Here is a 17,389-nt window from a genome sequence, read left to right on the forward strand (position 1 = left end):
CAGTGCGAGACACGCGGAAATCGCTTCCATCATGGCGCGAGACCGCTATGCCTCAGATACCGACTGGCGGCAATGTCCTGCACAGGCTTGCGGCGAAAGAATGACTTGAGGCCATGTTGTCGCCGTTCATCACTCAATACTATCGGTGCCGATCTTGATGTCGCCGAGGGTGCGGAAGGTCAGTCGCGCGCCGATCGTCCAGTCGCTTCCCGACTCGTCGTCGGAGTCCCTCGTATCGGTATAGGCGATCGTAAAGATCGTGCATTCGTCCTCGTAGGTGAGGCCGAGCGTGCGGCGGCTGAGCACGTCATTGTTCAGATCCCAGGCGACGCCGCCGAAGATCGACCAGTAGTCCTTGAACTTGATGCTGCTGTTGGTCTGGATCTCGTCGTTATCGTCGGCAAAGCCATAGGCCGGTTGCGCGCTGAGATGGGTGTAGGTCACCCGCGAGGAGAAGGTGTCGTTCTGGTAAGCCGTCGTCAGGTCGCCGCGGCGGAAATCGAAATCCTTCTCGTCCAGGCGATAGGAGGCGGTCACGGAAACGCCGAACGGTGTTTCGACGCCACCGAGGCCGACATAATCGGAGCGGGAGGTCTCGAGGCCTGAATCCGCGCCGACATTGACGAGGTCGCTGGTCGCGAACGAGTTCTGGCCGGCGATCTGATACGACTGGCCGAAGATGCCGTGCAGCTTGTAACCGCTGTCGAAGGTGCCGGTATACTGAATGCCGACATTGGCGCGGGTGCCGCCTTCGACACGGTCGTAGCCTGAGAACTTGTCGCGGTCGAACAGCGATGTGGCGTCGAAGACGAAGCTCTGCGCATCTTCGTTCGGCAGCCGTCCGGCAAGCTGCTCGTCGGGGCGTGCATAGATCTGCGCGATCGGCTCGAGGATATGGGTGCTGTTGTCGGTCGTCATCAGGATCGGATAACGCATCTCCAGCCCGGCGGTGAACATCGAACGGGTGGCCGAATTGCCGTCATAGTAGTTGCCGGCGTAGCCCGTGGGGTCGTCCATGTTCAGTGCGAAGGCGTCGCCGCGGGCAGCCAGCAGCGGCGTGATCACCAGACCCGTCGGCGTGACGTAGGTACGCTTCCACTGCAGTTCCCCGGTCAGGCGCGAGGTCTGTCCCTTCAGGCCGCGGAAGCGGTCGAAGCCGTCGACGGTATAGAAATCGTCATGGGTGCGCGAAATGTTCGTGAAGTTGACATCGGCAGAAAGCTCGCCGCCTGCAAGAGGCTGCGGCGCTACGTAGTGATAGTCCATCGCGGGATAGACGATCGCCTGCTTCTTTTCGGCCGTGTTCTTCCGATCCGCATCCTGAACGTCGAAATAGAACGCCCGCATGTCGAAATAATTGCGCTTCCCAAGCCCGGTCAGATAGATCTGGTTGGTGCGCGGTGTCCCGCTCAAGCCGCGCAGCTTGTAGGTTTTCGAGAAATTGTTGTCGCTCTGCATCATGACGTCCCAGCCGAACGTCCAGCGCGGATTGATCCGGAATTCGGCCTTCGACGCCACCATGCCGCGCTGCTCGGCTTCGGCATCGCTGGTGCCGGAGGTGAAGTTGCCGGGATTTGCCTGGTCTATGCCCGCGACGCGCAGGATATGTGTGCCGTTTTCAAAACGCTGGCGGAATTCGCCTTCGACGAGGAAACCCTGAGCGGTGTAGCCCGTGGCAGTGACCGTCGCGTCCATGCTCGGCGAGATCACGTAATAATAGGGAATGGAAAGACCGAATCCGAGATTCTGCGACAGGCTCATCGTCGGAAAGAGGAAACCCGACTTGCGCTTCACCGTGTTATCGGGAACTTCGATGAACGGCACGAAGGCGATCGGATAGCCGAGCAGCTCGAATCGCGCCCGCTCCAGACGGATCGTGTGCGTCTCGCCATTCTGGATGACGCGTTTCGCCTTCACCTGCCAGAAGGGCGCGCGCTTCGGATCTTCGGCGCAGGGAAGGCAGGCCGTATAGACGCCTTTATTGAGGATCATCTTCGTGCCGCCGACCCGCTCGCCGCTTTCGGCGACGATACGCGTGTTGTCGGAGGTTTCGATCCGCAGCGAGTTCAGGAACCCGTCGGCGAAATTGTCGGTCACGTCGAGATTGTCGGCGTAGATTCGGTTGCCGTCGGGGCTGACCAGCTCGACATTGCCGAGCGCCATCATCCGGCCGGTCTTCTGATTGTACTCGACCTTCTGCGCGACCATTTTGTAGCCGCCATAATTGATCTGCACGCCACCGACCGCCGACACCAGATCGGCATCGCGGTTATAGACGAGCTCATTGGCGGAAAGCATAAGCTTTGCGCCTTCGGGAATCTTGTTTCCGATATTTTGTTCAGGGGTAGTGGCCTGGCCGTAGGAGGCCGGGACGCTGCCGAAATAGGAACATAGAGTCGCACCGGCAAGCAGGGCAACCAACTGTTTACTAAAATACTTGCGGTCGCCTGCCGCCACTAGCCATCCTCCTGATGAAGCAGAATAGTCGCGCCCAATGCCGACGCGACGATCACCGGTATCCACGTCGCCACGAAAGGAGGCACGACTCCACTGCTTCCGAATGCTTTTACAAGCACGGTGACGACATAAAGCACGAAGCCCGCGAGGATGCCACCCAGAATCACGGAGCGGGATTGGTTGAACCGGCTAAATTTTAGGGACACTGTTGCAGCAATGAGAGTCATCGCCACCAGCAGCAATGGCTGGGACAACAGGGAGTTGAATTGGGTCTCCAGCGCCTTGGTTGAGATGCCGAAGGACTTGGCCGCCGCAATGCGGTTGGAAAGGTCAAAGAAACCAATTGTTTCCGGCGCCGTCAGCCGCTCCTGGACGAAGTCCTGTTTCAGATTGGTGCGAAGTTGAACCGAAGCTTTACGCACGGGGATTTCGCCAGGCTTGCGCTCTACGACGGTGTTAAGCTGCCAGTAACCATCTTCCAATTTCGCCGTGGCGGCGTCCTGTCTCAGAATGACCTGACCCTTTGAATCGAAATGGATCAGCACGGCATCGACCAGTTTGGTTCCGTTCTCCTGAACCGTCTGGGCGCCGATGATGACATCGTCCCGGCCGCTGATCTGGCGCAGCCACGGAATCTGCGGCGCCTTGCGCAGAACCGCATTCTCGCCGCGCCAGTCGGATTCGACGAGAAGCGCCTGGCGCTGCCCCCAGGCGGCAAGCGGATTGAGCGCCGCCATCGTCAGCACCCCGAGCACCAGAGAGCCGAGGATGAAGGGAAACATGAACTGCCAGACGGAGATGCCGGCTGCGCGCGTAACGACGAGCTCATATTTGCGGTTGAGCCCGATCAGCACCGTCATGCCGACGAAGAGCGTGATGAACGGCACTGTTTGCTGCAGGATGAGCGGCAGGCGAACGGCAGTCATCAGGATGCCGCCGCCGATCGTATAGCCGGGCAGGCCGGACATGCGCCCCGCCGTCTCGCTGAAATCGAGGAGGAAGGCAATGGCCGACACGCCGATCAGGAACCAGCCCGTCGTCGCAAGATAGCGGCGAAAAAAATAACGCGACAATGTGCCGAACATCATTGGGCAGTGCCCCCGCCGGTCCGGCCTGCGGCTGCAAGCAGCCTCTCCTGCATCCGTCTCCAGAAAGACGACACCCGGTCCCGGATGAACGAAGGCATGACCAGTCGCTTGTGCAGGCTGAGGAAGACGATCGAGACGATACTGCTGACGATCGGAATCCCGTAAAGGACGGCGATATATTCAGGATCGGTGTCGATCTGATTGGCCGCGTAGAAGGCCGCCCAGCGCAGCGCGAAAGCATAGGTGAGCGCGCTGACCATCGGATGCAGCCGGGCTTCGCGATGCGAGCGCGCGTCGCCGGCGATCGCCAGGGAAAACAGTGCGAAGACGACCGGCAGAATCCAGTCCGTCAGCCGCCGGTGCAGCTCGGCGCGGTAGCTCAGCGGCCGGATCGTATAGTCCTTGTCGGTCGGATCAGGGTTGAGCAGGAACCACAGGTCCCGGTCGCTGGCACGCAGCGTCGCCTGACCGCGATTTTCCGTCATGTCCGAGAGGTCGAAGGAATAGGAATCGAAATTGATGACCGAGACGTTGCCGTCAGGCGTTTTGCGGTGAACCTCGCCGTCATGCATGATCAGCGTGGTGCCCTTGTCGTCGACGGCGCCTTCCTTGGCATAATAGATCAGTTCGTACGCCGGATCGCGCTCGTCGGCGACGAACAGACCTTTCAGCATGCGGCCGGCCATGCGCTGCGAGATCTGCACATAGAGGCCTTCATCGAGCTTGCGGAAGGTCTTTTCCTCGATCACCGAGGAGAGAAGGTCGGCATAGGTCTCGGCGATCATCTGGCGAACCACCGTCTTTGCCCTGGGCTCGACGATGTTGTCGACGAAGAAGGAAAAGACGCTGATGACGGCGGCAAGCAGCAGGATCGGACGAATGAGAACGCTTCGCCGTGCCCCCGCCGCATCGATGACGGTGAGCTCGGAATCGTTGTTCATCGTCGTCAATGTCTGCGTGACGGCAATGACGAGGGCGAAGGGCAGCACGACGGGAATGATCGACGGCAGGATCATCGTCGCAAGCTTGGCGAACGAACCGATAGACTGGCCGCTGTCGGTGACGAGGTTGATGCGCTGCAGAACCTGTGTCGTCCAAATGATCGCCAGCACGGGCAGCAGGGCCACGAGAAACATCTGGCCGACGCGCCGCAATATGTATGTCTCGAGTAGTTTCATGCCGGCCCTTGAAAGCACCTGCTCGCCCAAACGGCTTTGCAGGAGAATCCCTCTACGCTCTTTGTCGCGCTTTTGCGACAAGCTGGTGTCAAAAATTCATTCAAATTTCAGAATTTTTTTGGCCCTGTTGCGACTCAGTTAATGCCAGCAGCGCGGCGAAGATGACAAGCGAGGAAAGCCATCCGAGGACGACATCGGAAAGGTAGTGGGCGCCGAAGGATAGCCGTAGCGCCGGCGTCAGGATCGAGATCGTGGCCACGGGCGGAAACAGCGCATAACGCAGGGATTTCGGAACGAAGAGGAGAAGGCAGAGGAGCCAGCCCGCGCTTGCCGCCTCGCCGGAGACGAAGGAGCAGTTCGAGACGCATTTGCCGGCAAGCGAGCCTGCCTCGGCGAAATGCAGCGTACCGCCGAAAATGTCGGTCTGTAGGGGCCGCGGCCGGCCCCAATGTTCCTTCAGGATGACATTGACGAGCAGCACCGGCCCGATCAGCAGCGTCCCGAGCGCGACTTTGAGTTTGCGAGCCCGCTCGGCGTTAAAGGTCGCGCCATGCTGTTGATAACATTCGATAAGTTTCCACAGCATCACGATCGCCACCACATAGGGCAGACGGAAGAAGATGGTGCGCATCAGGTCGAGGATCGCCTCGTCGCGATAGGGAAAACCGCCGCAGAGGCTGTCGGCGGCGGCAGTCGCGTCGCAATCCGCGGCCACGAAAAAAAGCCGGGAAAAATAAATGTCTATTCCGGGAAAGGCGCGGAATAGGAGAAGCAGCGCCCACCACGTCCAGAACAACAGCAGGAATGCACCGAAAGTCGTTTTCGGCAGGCGGATTGCCAGGCCCCGCCATCGATTTTTCGAAAAAATTGTCAACGCGAATATCTACGAAACTGACGAAAACATGGAGGCCTTGGTGGCCGCGGGCGACCATAACAATTGTCGCAAGCCATTGACAGACCCGCCAAACGCGAAATTATCCGCGAGGAATGGATCTCAAAGAATCCCAGCGGAGAAGACATGTCAGCAAAGTTCGAAATTTCATTCTCAAAGTCGGCCAAGCTCAACGGCGGCCTGGCGATTCTGCTGAAGACGGCGGAGGCCGAGAGCGCTGCGGGCGTTGAAGCAGCCGATCCGGCAGGCGTGGTCGCCAAGGCTGCGAAGATTGGCCGTTTCTCCGCAAGATCGATGGCCGCGCTCGATATCTTCGCTCCCGAAGGCGCGCCCGTCGATCGCATCGTTGTCATCGGGCTTGGCAAGGCCGCCGAACTCACTCCTCATGACTGGCTGAGGGCCGGAGGCGCTGCCGCATCGAAAATCAAGAATACCGACAGGACCGCCGTCTTCATCGATGTTCCCGGCCTTAAGGCGAGCGCGCGGGCAGCCGCCGATTTCGCGCTCGGTTTGCTGCTGCGCGCCTATAGCTTCGATACCTATAAGACGAAGAAGAACGACGAGGACGAGAAGCCGGCGAAGTCAGTCAAGGTGACGATCGTCACCGCCGATCCTGCCGGCGCCAAGAAGGCGTTTTCCGATTCCGAAGCGGTTGCCGGCGGCGTCAATCTTGCCCGCGACCTCGTCAACGAACCGCCGAACGTGCTCGGCCCCGTCGAGTTCGCGGCCAAGGCGAAGGATCTGGAAAAGCTCGGCGTCGAAGTGGAAATCCTGACCGAGCGGGAAATGCGCCGTCTCGGCATGGGCGCGCTTCTCGGCGTCGCGCAAGGGTCCGTGCGCCCGCCGCGTCTTGCGATCATGCAGTGGAAGGGCGGCAAGGCGAAGGATCGTCCGATTGCCTTCATCGGCAAGGGCGTCGTCTTCGACACAGGCGGCATTTCGATCAAGCCGGCCGCCGGCATGGAGGAGATGAAGGGGGATATGGGTGGTGCAGCCGCCGTCACCGGCCTCATGCATGTGCTCGCCTCCCGCAAGGCCGCCGTCAACGCTATCGGCATCATCGGCCTGGTGGAGAACATGCCTGATGGCAACGCCCAGCGTCCCGGCGACATCGTCACCTCGATGTCCGGCCAGACGATCGAGGTGATCAACACCGATGCCGAAGGCCGCCTCGTGCTGTGCGACGCGCTCTGGTACTGCAATGATCGTTTCAAGCCGCAGTTCATGATCAATCTCGCCACGCTGACCGGCGCGATCGTCGTGGCGCTCGGCAATGTGCACGCGGGCCTGTTTTCCAACGACGACCAGCTCTCCTCCCAGTTGACGGCGGCCGGCCTTTCCACAAACGAAAAGCTCTGGCGCATGCCGCTCGGCAAGGACTACGACAAGCTGATCGACAGCAAATTCGCCGACATGAAGAACACCGGCGGCCGGCAGGCGGGCTCGATCACGGCGGCGCATTTCCTCAAGCGTTTCGTGCAGGATACGCCCTGGGCGCATCTCGATATCGCCGGCACGGCGATGGGCTCGCCGCAGGACGAGATCAATCAGTCCTGGGGGTCCGGCTTCGGCGTTCGCCTGCTCGACGAGCTCGTTCGCGCGCATTACGAATCCTGATGACGGACGTTCTCTTTTACCATCTGACGGAATCGAAGCTGGAAGACGCGCTTCCGCCGCTCATCGACAAGAGCGTCGAGCGCGGCTGGCGCGTCGCCGTCCAAATGAAGGAAACCGCGCGGCGTGACACGCTGGATGCCCATTTATGGACCTATCGGGAGGATAGCTTCCTGCCGCACGGCACGGATGAGGCTGATTTCGCTGAGGATCAGCCCGTTCTGCTGACCGTTTCGGGGGAAAACCCGAATGCCGCCACCGTCCGCTTCATCATCGATGGCGCCGAACCGCCGCCCGCCGCGGACTATGAGCGGATCGTTTTCATGTTCGACGGTTATGATCAGGAGCAGGTCGAAGGGGCGCGTGCGCAGTGGAAGAAGCTGAAAGGCGAGGGACACAACCTCACCTACTGGCAGCAGACACCGGAAGGGCGCTGGGAAAAAAAGGGCTGACGCGTGAGCGTCAGGCCAAACCGCCTTCCGCCAGAACCTTGTCGATGAAATCCTTCTTTGCGCCGGTATAGGCGGCGCGGCTTTCGGCAAATTTCTGCGCCAGCCCGATCTTCAGCTCTTCATAGGCCAGCGCGAGCGCAGGATCGTTTTGCAGCCTGTCGCGGAAGAAAATGTTCCGCCGCCAGTTGAAGCCCTGATATTCGACGACATGGGCGAGATGCGTGCGCGTTTCGCCCGTGATGCCGCGGCCGAAAAGATGGTCGTCGGGCACCATGTCCGTGCCGGCGTAGTCGTAGCCGATCTCTTCCATCGGCTTGACGCAGGCAAGTCCATCCTCGAAGCGGGGGACGCCGATCATGATGTCGATGATCGGCTTTGCCTTGATACCCGGAATGGCGGTGCTGCCGAAATGCTGGATATCGAGCGCGAGGGGGCCGAGCGCGTTGCGGATTCGCGCCTCTTCCAGCAGATAGGCCTCGCGCCATTTGGCATTGGAGTCGGAAAGCCTGACCGTCAGATGCCGGACGCCCAATCCAAACGATTCATCCTGCTCCTGCTGCATGGAAGCGGCCTTCGAGTGTTAGGCCGCCACTTTAGCATGTAGCCGGAGCGATGGCATCTGGCCAATCAATCGTGGAAGGCGTCGACGAATTTCCGCTTGCCGAGCATGAAGGCATCGGCGACGTGGCGCAGCGGCGAGAGATCGACATCCGACTTGCCCGCCTTGATGATCTCGGCGAAGCGGCGATAGAGCGAGGGATACTCCTGTTCCGGTTCGGCGAATGTCAGCGTGCCGTCGACGGAAAGCTTGGCGCCGCCTTCGGAGAGAACCATCTGGCCGGCCGCCGTTTCCGCGACGATGTCCCAGCTCTGCTTGCCGGTCTGGCGCCAGTCGAATTCGGCATGAACGGGCAGGCCGGCGGCATCCTGGAAGCGAATGTCGGCAGCGATGGGCGCATCCCGATTTTCGGGGAATTCCAGCACTGCACCGGTGATGAAGAGCGGCGGCAGGATATGGGTGACGATCGACAGCGCATTGATGCCGGGATCGAAAACGCCGAGACCGCCGGCCTGCCAGATCCAGTCCTGGTTCGGATGCCAGTGGCGGACATCCTCCTTCCAGATCACATGCACGCTTTTGATCGTGGTCGAGGCAAGAAAGGCCTTGGCGGCCTCGACGGCCGGCGCATAGCGCGAATGCCAGCTGGCAAAGAGTGATGCACCCTGCTTGGCGGCAAGCGCTTCGAGATCGGCGACTTCGCTGAGCGTCGCGCCCGGCGGCTTTTCCAGGAAGACGTGCTTGCCGGCGGCCAGCGCCTTATAGGCCGCCTCATAGCGGTATTGCGGCGGCATGCAGAGCGAAACGGCATCGATCGAGGGTTCGGCGTCGAGCATCGCGTCGATCGTCGTATAGCTCCGGATGCCTTCGACCGTGCCGTGACGGCTCGCCGTGGCGACGAGCTCGAAATCCGGGTTCTTGGCGATGGAGGGAAGGTGCTGGTCGCGGACGATCTTGCCGACGCCGACGATGGCGAGGTTGATAGGAGACATGGTGTTTCGCTCGAGCCTGTGAAAAGTATGATTTATTGAGCTTGTTTTAGCAGAAAGAGAAGCGCCGACAAGCTCTCCTCGTCCATTCTATCGCATGATCGCCCGTCTACCTCATGATAGTTTGGCGAAGAAAGCTGTAACCCATCGCCGCGCGCGCGGCGCGCTCTTCGGAATTGCCGTCGCCGCCATGCCCGCCCGAGCCGAATTCGTGGAAGAGCGGCCGGTGCCCTGCTTCCTCCAGCCGCGCGGCAAAGCGGCGCGCATGCGAGGGATGCACGCGGTCGTCATTGGCGGAACTTTCGATATAGACCGGCGGGTAAGTCACGTCGCTCGCGGGGCTGACATTGTGAAGCGGCGAATAGCCGAGCATGAAATCCCGGTCTACCGGCGTGTCCGGGTCGCCATATTCGTCCATCCAGGCTTTTCCTGCGCTGAACAGGTGGAAGCGCGTCATGTCGAGCACCGGCACCTGGCACCAGACGGCGCCGAAATCCTCTGGGTAGCGCGTCAGCATGACGCCTGTCAGCAGGCCGCCATTGCTGCCGCCCTGGCAGGCGATCCGCGACGGCACGGTGTAGCCGCGGGCGACGAGATCGCGGGCGATGGCGACGAAATCGGCAAAGGCCTTGTCCCGTCCCTGCCGCTTGGCGCTGCGATACCAGTCGGGTCCGAATTCGCCGCCGCCGCGGATATAGGCCTGCACATAGGCGCCGCCTTGCTCCAGCCAGCGTCCGGTCACGCCGGAATAGGTCGGCGACAGCGAGACGTCGAAGCCGCCATAGCCGTAAAGCAGCACCGGCAGCGCCCCCTTGGTCCACCGCCTCGGCAAGACCAGCCGGTAGGGCACTTTCGTTCCGTCTTCCGAGACGGCTTCCAGCAGTTCGGATGACATATCCGTTGCGTCGAAATAACTCGGCGCAGCCGCGACGAAAATCGGTTCGGGCTTTCTGCTGCGATCCGAGAGTTCCAGCCGGTAACAGGCCGGAGGCTGGAGAAAGCCCTGACCGACGATGTAGAGCGTATCGTCGCCGAGGTGCAGATCCGCGTGCAGCGGCCTGAAATAAGCTGTTTGCATGTTCGCGGGCAGCGCGATCTCGCATTGTTCGGTATCAGCTCTTGTCAGGTCCAGCACCATCAGACGCGGACGCAGCCGATCGGAAATCATGAAGACGCACCATTCACGCATCAGCATGATCTGTGAGACGGACTGGCCCTCGCCAGGCTGGAACAGGACACGCTCCGGCCCGAGTATCGTCTGGGACTTCGGGTCGAAACGTTGCAGCACGAGGCTACCCGTGGGAACGCGCTCATCGGTTTTTGCGCGCCAGAGGCAATGATCGCGATTGAAGTGAAAGTCGGCTTCTTCAGGCAGATCGATGCGCCGCCGCGTTCCGTCGTCTGCGATGAGGAACGCGCTTGAGACGCCGATCTCATGGCCGGCGACGAAAATCTCGATCAATCCGGCATCTGCCGAAGCCCCCGACAGGGTGGGATCGATGACGATATTGGAACCGTAGACGTCCTCGTCCGCAGCTTCGAACATGATGGCGGCATCTTCCGGCCGCTGCCCGCGCTTCAACCGCCGGCCGACGCGCGGCCATCCGGAGCGGGTTGCCGAAAATCGATCGATGGAGCCGAAATAGCAGATTTCGTCGCGGCTCAGCCAGGTGGCATGCGATCGCACGGCGGGCGTGTCGAAGCCGCCCTCGACGACCTGTTTTGTTCCCGAGTCGAATTCGAGCAGCCGGATGAGATCGGAGCCGCCGTCCGAAAGGACGAGCAGCACTCGCGTCGGCTCCCATGCGCAAGTCACGGCGCCGCGCCAGTTCCAGCGCTTGCCCTCGCTGGCGCAGAAGGCGTCGAGGTCGAAGACCGGCTCCCAATCGGCATCGGGCAAAGGGTTCTGGTCGGCGGGCAGGCGAAGCCAGACGCCGAGTGGATTGTCCTTGGTCTGACGGAAGTCGAACAGCCAATCGCCTCGCCGAAGCGGGACGATGAGCCTATCCTGCCGCTCGATCAGCGCCTTGATCGCATCGCGGTCCGCGGCGAACTCGGCTGTTCTGAGCACCGTGTCGGAATGCGCATTGTGCTCGTCGATGAACTGGCGGGTGCGGAGGTCGTCGTCCGTTTCGAGGTGAAGATTCATGTCCGACCTGCCTGATTCCGTTGACGTCGCACAGATCTACCCCATCGGCCCGGAAATCGGAATCGATTTCGGAAAGCGCGATGTGCAGCACAGCCGCCGATATTCCGCGCAGTTAGCGCGAAATTCGCGCCGGCCGCGCGAGCCCGAGATGATCGCGGAGGGTCGCGCCCTCATATTCGGTGCGGAAAAGGCCGCGCTCCTGCAGCATCGGCACGACCATTTGCGTGAAATCTTCCAGCCCTTCGGGAAAAAACGGCGGCATGACGTTGAAGCCATCGGCGGCGCGGCTTTCAAACCAGAGCTGCATCCGGTCGGCGATCTCGGCTGGCGTTCCAAGCACGATATGATGGCCGCGGCCGGCGGCAACGCGCAGCGCCAGCTGCCGGATGGTCAGGTTCTCGCGTCTGGCAAGCGCAGTCAAAAGCTCGGCGCGGCTGCGAAGCTGATCGGAGATCGGAAGGTCCGGCAAAGGGCCATCCACATCGTAATCGGCAAGGCTGTGGCCGATGCGTTCTTCCAGAAGCGGCATGGCGCTTTTGATATCGGTCCACTTGTCCAGTTCCGCAAGCTTGTCCGCGGCTTCCTTGGCCGTGCGCCCGATCACCGGCAGGAAGCCCGGCATGACGGCGACGTCGTCCGGCCGGCGTCCGAAATGGACGACGCGCTCCTTGACGCTTCTGTAGAAGGCCTGCGCCTCCTCGAGGCTCTGCTGCGCGGTGAATACGACGTCGGCGGTGCGGGCGGCGAGGTCCTGGCCCGGACCGGACGACCCGGCCTGGATCAGGATCGGATGGCCCTGCGGCGCGCGCGGAATGTTCAACGGCCCTTTGACCGAGAAATATTTGCCCTTGTGATCAAGGATATGAAGCTTGGCGGGATCGGCATAGACGCCGCTCTGCTTGTCCTTGACGAAGGCATCGTCGTCCCAGCTGTCCCAGAGGCCGCGCACGACATCGACGAATTCCTCGGCCACGGCATAACGCTCGTCATGCTCCGGATGCGCCACGGAGAAATTGTTCGCCGTGCGGGCGTAAGAGGTCGTGACGATATTCCAGGCGGCGCGGCCGTGGCTCAAGTGATCGATCGAGGCGAAGGCGCGGGCGGTATGATAAGGCTCGCCGTAGGTCGTGGAGGCGGTTGCCGCGAGCCCGATCTTGTCGGTCACGACAGCCAGCGCGGACAGCAGCGTCAAGGGTTCGAAGCGCGCGATCGTCGAGGGATGCGCATCGGCGCCGCTGGTCAATCCGTCGGCCAGAAACACCATGTCGAATTTCGCCGCTTCGGCGATCTGCGACACGCGCCGCAGCAGGTCGAAATTCTCGCTTCCCGCCTCGGCGTGAGGGTGACGCCAGCCGGATACGTGGTGGCCGGCTCCTTGCAGGAACAGGCCCAGATGGATTTCTCTTTTACGGGTCATGGCAAATCCTTCGTCAGAAGTTTGGGACGACATCCTGGTTGAGCAGCGCCAGCAATCGGCGAAGATCGGCGGCGCTGCTCATTGTTCGGACGAGCGACGGGATATCCGCGTAGGCGGGATGGTGCGCCGTCGCCTCGCGAAATTTTTCGGTCGGATCGGTGATCCCCGGCAGGCCTTCGAAGCGGCGGCGTATCGTGCTGCCGTCGCGAAGCAGGATATCGACGATCACGAAGCGGGTCCGGGGATCGCTCGACATGCGCGGCGCGCTCTCGTCATGACGGCGACCGGCGCGCCGGGCCAGTTCCATCAGCCGCGGCGCAGCAGGCTGCTCGTCGAAATGGTCGAGCCGCAGAGCCCCATCGATGAGGGCGGCGGCGAACACGTATTCGGGACTGAAGCGCGCCTCGATCCCGTTTGTCGGCTGGCTCACCACCAAAGCGGCATCGGCGCCGGGCGGGTAGGTGAACATGACCTGCTCGATTGCGTCGGCGCTGAGGCCTTCGCGGTTGAGGTCGATCCCGAGAGAGGCGACCGGGTGGCTGGCGGTGCAGCAGGGATAGGCCTTCAATGTCAGCCCGGGCGCCACGATCTGCCAGGGCGAACCCCAGTTCTCGGTCAAGGCGGACAGGCGTTCGGCACCGAAGGCATAGGCCGAATGGAAGCCGACCGGATTGTCGAGGAAATCGGGTACACCGCCGAAACCGGCGGCCGCCAGTCGCGCCGACAGGAGGCCTGATCGCGCCGCCATGCCGGCATGGAAAGGCTTGGCGTCGCTGCCGAATTGCAGCCGCAGGCCGGACGATTGCGTTGCCGCAAGGCCGAGCGTAACGGCCGTCTCGTCGATGGAGGCCCGCGTCAGATGCGCGATTGCGGCCGCCGCGCCCACTGTGCCGAGCGTTGCCGTGGCATGAAAACCGTTCTCGTAATGCTTCGAGCCGAGCGACAGTCCGAGCCGCGCCATGGCTTCCAACCCGACGATATAGGAGGCGACCAGCGCATCCGCGGAAAACACGCGCTCGGCGGCGAAAGCCAGCAGCGCCGGGATGATGACGGTGGTCGGATGGCCGCGCACGCTTGCGTGCACGTCGTCATAGTCGAGTACATGGCCGGCATGACCGTTGACGACGGCGGCAACAAGCGGATCGGTTTGGCGCGCGCTTCCGATCAGCACTGCTTCGCCCGGCAGGCCGGCCCCGACGGTATCGGCCAGGATGCCGGTCGTGCGGTCCCGGGCGCCCGGGATCGCGCAGGCGAGAAAATCGATGATCGCCGTGCGGGCCACATCCATCGCCGCGGCATCTTTCGATGGATCGGAGGAGACGATCGCCCGGGCGAATGCAGAAGTCAGCGGCGCTGATGTGCTCGTCATGACGAATCCTAGATGCCTTCGCCGTGCATCGACCCGCGCCCACCGGCCAGCCCGCCGACGAATTGGCGGATACGGGGATTGTCGAACGTATGGAAAATCTCGTTAGGGGAGCCCTGGTCGACGATGCGTCCGTTTTCGGTGAAGACGACGATGTCGCTGATTTCCTCGGCGAAGCGCATTTCGTGGGTCACGAGAATGCTTGTCATGCCGTCGCGGATGAGATCGCGGATCACCCACAGCACCTCGCCGACGGTCTCGGGGTCGAGCGCCGAGGTCACTTCGTCGAACAGCACCAGTTCCGGCTTCATCGCCAGCGCACGGGCAATCGCCACGCGCTGCTGCTGGCCGCCGGAAAGCTGGCCGGGATAGGCGCCGGCTTTTTCGGAGAGCCGCACCTTGTCGAGCAGTTCGCGTGCGAGTTTCTCCGCCTCCCGCGGTTCGACGCCGAGGATGCGGGTCGGGGCCAGCACGATATTGTCCAGCACCGTCAGGTGAGGAAAGAGATTGTATTGCTGGAAGACGATGCCGACGCGTTTGCGCAGTGCGATGCGTTCGGCTTCCCCGGCCAACTGGTCGACACGGGTGCCGTTGACCGTGATGCGCCCGCGCTGGGGCGTCACCAATGCGTTGATGCAGCGCAGGATGGTCGACTTTCCCGAACCGGAGGGGCCGATGATGGAGACCGCATTGCCCCTGTTGACGGTCAGGTCGATACCCTTCAGCACCTCGGTCTGGCCGAAGGACAGGTGTACGTCTTCCAGTCGCACGATCGTTTCGTCGGTTTTCGTGTTCATCGTCTCAAATCCTCAGGCCGCGTTGAGACGTCGCTCGAGGCGCCGGGTCAGTCGCGAGATCGGGTAGCAAAGCGTGAAGAAGGCGGCCATCACCACGATATAGGCGATAATAGTGAAATCGAGGCGGCGCACTGATGTGCTGGCATCGGTCGCCGCATGCAGCAGTTCGTGCACGCCGACCAGCGAGGCGAGCGAAGTGCCCATGGTGATGGAGGCCAATATGTTCATCCATGGCGGCAGCGAGCGCCGCAGGCATTGCGGCAGGATGATCCAGCGCAGCGCCTGGCCGCGCGAAAAGCCCAGTCCCTTTGCCGCTTCCCATTGCGTGGTCGGGATGGAAAGGATGGCGCCGCGGGTGATTTCCGCCACATAGGCACTGGCCGGTATGGCAAGCCCGATCACTGCCTTCAGCCAATCGGGGAAAGGCAGGTAGTTGCCGGCGACCACGACCTCGAAGGGAAAGATGTAAGTCGTCGCGAAGATCAGCACGAGATGCGGCGCGTTGCGAAAGACCTGCACATAGGCGACCACAGGGTAGCGCACCAGCCTGTAGGGCGCCAGTTCCAGGATGCCGAACACGGCTCCGACCGAGGTTCCGAGTGTCATCGCGCACAGGCTGATGACGACGTTCATCACGAAGCCGGAGGCGAGATAGGGAAACCACGTCACCAGTTCGCGACCGAGCGTGAGATCGGTCAGTGACCAGAGGAGGATGACGAGCGGCAACGCCACGAAACCGATATTGCGCAGCAGGTGGCCGCCCTTGCGCGGCTCGGAAAGCGCGAATGTCGTCATAGGCCATACCCCGGCACGGCGAGCTTGCGCTCCACCCATAGGCCGATGCGGGCAACGGCGAGATTGATGAGGCTGAAGAACAGCAGGATGACGATCATCAGCGACACGACGTTGTCGCGCTGTGTCCAGACCATGATCGAGGCATAGGTGATCTCGCTGACCGCAATCGCGTTGCCCACCGTCGTCAGTTTCACGAGGTTGATGAGATTGTTGACGATCGCCGGAAGCGATGCCCGGAACGCCAGTGGAATTTCGACGTAACGAAGGATCTGCAGCTTGCTGAAGCCGGTGCCGCGCGCCGCCTCCACGGTGGCCGACGGTACGGCCTCGATGCCGGCGCGGATCGCCTCGGCGTGCAAGGCAGCGATGTGCAGCCCCACCACCGCCACCACCCAGAAGAACGGCGTCAGCGGATTGTTCTGTGCGCCGCCGACCAGGTTCGACACGAAGGTGTTGAGCACAAGGAAGCTGAACATCAGCTGCACCAGCGTCGGCGTGTTTCGCGTGATTTCCACGAAGGCGCGCACCGGCGCCGATAGCCAGGGCCTGCCCGATGTCAGGCAGGCGGCAAACAGCAGCCCGGCAATCAGGCTGACGGGGATCAGCAAGGCGATCAGATAAAGCGTGGTGATGAAACCATCACGCCATATCTGCGCCTCGTAACCCGTTGCCAGGAACTCGTAGTTGAGGCCGAGCCTGTTCGTCATGTCGACGAACAGGCTGGTCAGGCTTGTATCCCGCATATCGATCCGCCGGTGCAACCTGTCTTATTTGCTGGCCGACAGGGTGTTGCGCTCCTGTTCGAGATATTCGGTATTGCGGAGACGGTTCGCCTTCGCAAATTCCAGAAGCTTTCCTGACGTATGGAGCTGCCGGATCGTCTTATCGAGTGCCTCGGCCGTGTCCTTCTCGCCCTTTCGCACCCAGATGACGGAATCGGAAGGGAGCAGCTCGGTCGGGAAGAGAATGGTGTAGTCCTTCCACTCCTCGGGCCGATCCTCCAGCAGCAGGCCGACGGTTGCGCCGACATGGACGGCCGCGACGCAATTGCCGCCCTGCAGCGCCAGCAGCGACTCCGGCTGGCTCGGCAGGCCTTTGACCTCGGCGCCGTACTGTTCGATGAGCGGCTGGGTGAAGTTCGACCCCTGTGAAACGCAGACCGGCTTTCCCTTGAGATCCGCCCAGTCCTTCAGGCCGCTGTCCTTGCGTCCGACGGCAGCGCCGCCGCTGCGGTCATAGGGCGTCGGCACCCAGTCGAGCACTTTGGCGCGGTCTTCCGTGTATTGCATATTGGCAATCAGAATATCGACCTTGCCCTGCTGGAGAAACTGCACCCGGTTCGGGGGCGTGACGGTCACCGTTTCGAGTTTGACGCCGAGATCGTCGGCGAGCGCCTTGGCAATATCGAGATTGTATCCCTTCTGCGTCTGCGAGGTCGGATCGATATAGCCAAAGGGCGCGCCCGACAGGATGACCCCGACGGTGAGGGTGCCGCGGGCTTTGATGCGATCGAGCGTCGCATCCGCGAATGCCTGCGTTGCCGCCAGCAAGGAAATCGAGACGGCCAGGAGCGCCTTCGGGAAAATTTTACGTGACATAGTTTTTCAGCTCCGTTTTGAAAGGAAGGTAGAGGATC

General features: G+C 61.8%; 15 protein-coding genes. 2 read left to right on the forward strand and 13 right to left on the reverse strand.

Annotated elements, in window-relative coordinates:
- Window positions 1-129: 129 nt before the first annotated feature.
- From ATY78_RS09175 to ATY78_RS09190, 4 genes are all read right to left on the reverse strand, one after another.
- Window positions 130-2,457 (reverse strand): LPS-assembly protein LptD, encoded by a 2,328-nt coding sequence (locus tag ATY78_RS09175; RefSeq protein WP_088682030.1) that lies wholly within the window; start codon window positions 2,455-2,457, stop codon window positions 130-132.
- Entirely contained in the window at window positions 2,457-3,545 is a 1,089-nt protein-coding gene (gene lptG / locus ATY78_RS09180; RefSeq protein ID WP_088682031.1) for an LPS export ABC transporter permease LptG, read from the reverse strand. The genes ATY78_RS09175 and lptG overlap by 1 nt, the downstream gene beginning before the upstream one ends.
- On the reverse strand, window positions 3,542-4,723 hold the full coding sequence (lptF, locus tag ATY78_RS09185) for an LPS export ABC transporter permease LptF (protein WP_088682096.1): 1,182 nt from the start codon (window positions 4,721-4,723) through the stop codon (window positions 3,542-3,544). Before lptF ends, lptG begins: the two co-directional genes overlap by 4 nt.
- 100 nt (window positions 4,724-4,823) lie before the next feature.
- Window positions 4,824-5,597 (reverse strand): phosphatase PAP2 family protein, encoded by a 774-nt coding sequence (locus tag ATY78_RS09190; protein ID WP_088682032.1) that lies wholly within the window; start codon window positions 5,595-5,597, stop codon window positions 4,824-4,826.
- Window positions 5,598-5,741: 144 nt separating this feature from the next.
- On the opposite strand from ATY78_RS09190, the gene ATY78_RS09195 reads away from it, so the two are divergent.
- Window positions 5,742-7,232, forward strand: a complete 1,491-nt coding sequence (locus tag ATY78_RS09195) for a leucyl aminopeptidase (protein WP_088682033.1) — start codon at window positions 5,742-5,744, stop codon at window positions 7,230-7,232.
- Window positions 7,232-7,681: a DNA polymerase III subunit chi gene (locus tag ATY78_RS09200; RefSeq protein WP_088682034.1), complete on the forward strand. Its 450-nt coding sequence runs from the start codon at window positions 7,232-7,234 to the stop codon at window positions 7,679-7,681. The genes ATY78_RS09195 and ATY78_RS09200 overlap by 1 nt, the downstream gene beginning before the upstream one ends.
- A gap of 10 nt (window positions 7,682-7,691) precedes the next feature.
- Here the strand turns inward: ATY78_RS09200 and ATY78_RS09205 are convergent, their stop codons facing one another.
- The 9 genes from ATY78_RS09205 to ATY78_RS09245 all read right to left on the reverse strand — a co-directional run bounded on the left by ATY78_RS09205 (window position 7,692) and on the right by ATY78_RS09245 (window position 17,351).
- Entirely contained in the window at window positions 7,692-8,243 is a 552-nt protein-coding gene (locus tag ATY78_RS09205; protein WP_088682035.1) for a GrpB family protein, read from the reverse strand.
- 65 nt (window positions 8,244-8,308) lie between these two features.
- On the reverse strand, window positions 8,309-9,232 hold the full coding sequence (locus ATY78_RS09210; RefSeq protein WP_088682036.1) for a Gfo/Idh/MocA family oxidoreductase: 924 nt from the start codon (window positions 9,230-9,232) through the stop codon (window positions 8,309-8,311).
- Between the two features lie 106 nt (window positions 9,233-9,338).
- A complete protein-coding gene (locus ATY78_RS09215; RefSeq protein ID WP_088682037.1) occupies window positions 9,339-11,378 on the reverse strand; it encodes a prolyl oligopeptidase family serine peptidase in 2,040 nt (679 codons plus the stop codon).
- 112 nt (window positions 11,379-11,490) lie between these two features.
- The gene (locus ATY78_RS09220; protein WP_088682038.1) at window positions 11,491-12,795 is read right to left on the reverse strand and encodes an LLM class flavin-dependent oxidoreductase; all 1,305 of its coding nucleotides are present in this window, start codon (window positions 12,793-12,795) and stop codon (window positions 11,491-11,493) included.
- 13 nt (window positions 12,796-12,808) lie between these two features.
- Entirely contained in the window at window positions 12,809-14,164 is a 1,356-nt protein-coding gene (locus ATY78_RS09225; protein ID WP_088682039.1) for an MmgE/PrpD family protein, read from the reverse strand.
- An 8-nt stretch (window positions 14,165-14,172) separates the two neighbouring features.
- Window positions 14,173-14,958, reverse strand: a complete 786-nt coding sequence (locus ATY78_RS09230) for an amino acid ABC transporter ATP-binding protein (RefSeq protein WP_088682040.1) — start codon at window positions 14,956-14,958, stop codon at window positions 14,173-14,175.
- A 12-nt stretch (window positions 14,959-14,970) separates the two neighbouring features.
- Window positions 14,971-15,753 (reverse strand): amino acid ABC transporter permease, encoded by a 783-nt coding sequence (locus ATY78_RS09235; protein WP_088682041.1) that lies wholly within the window; start codon window positions 15,751-15,753, stop codon window positions 14,971-14,973.
- Window positions 15,750-16,496, reverse strand: coding sequence for an amino acid ABC transporter permease (locus tag ATY78_RS09240; RefSeq protein ID WP_088682042.1), 747 nt, complete (start codon window positions 16,494-16,496; stop codon window positions 15,750-15,752). The genes ATY78_RS09235 and ATY78_RS09240 overlap by 4 nt, the downstream gene beginning before the upstream one ends.
- Before the next feature lie 24 nt (window positions 16,497-16,520).
- Complete coding sequence (locus ATY78_RS09245; protein WP_088682043.1) at window positions 16,521-17,351, reverse strand: transporter substrate-binding domain-containing protein; 831 nt, start codon at window positions 17,349-17,351, stop codon at window positions 16,521-16,523.
- Between the last annotated feature and the right edge of the window lie 38 nt (window positions 17,352-17,389).

This window comes from Rhizobium sp. R635 (genome assembly GCF_002211285.1).
Taxonomy (GTDB): domain Bacteria; phylum Pseudomonadota; class Alphaproteobacteria; order Rhizobiales; family Rhizobiaceae; genus Rhizobium.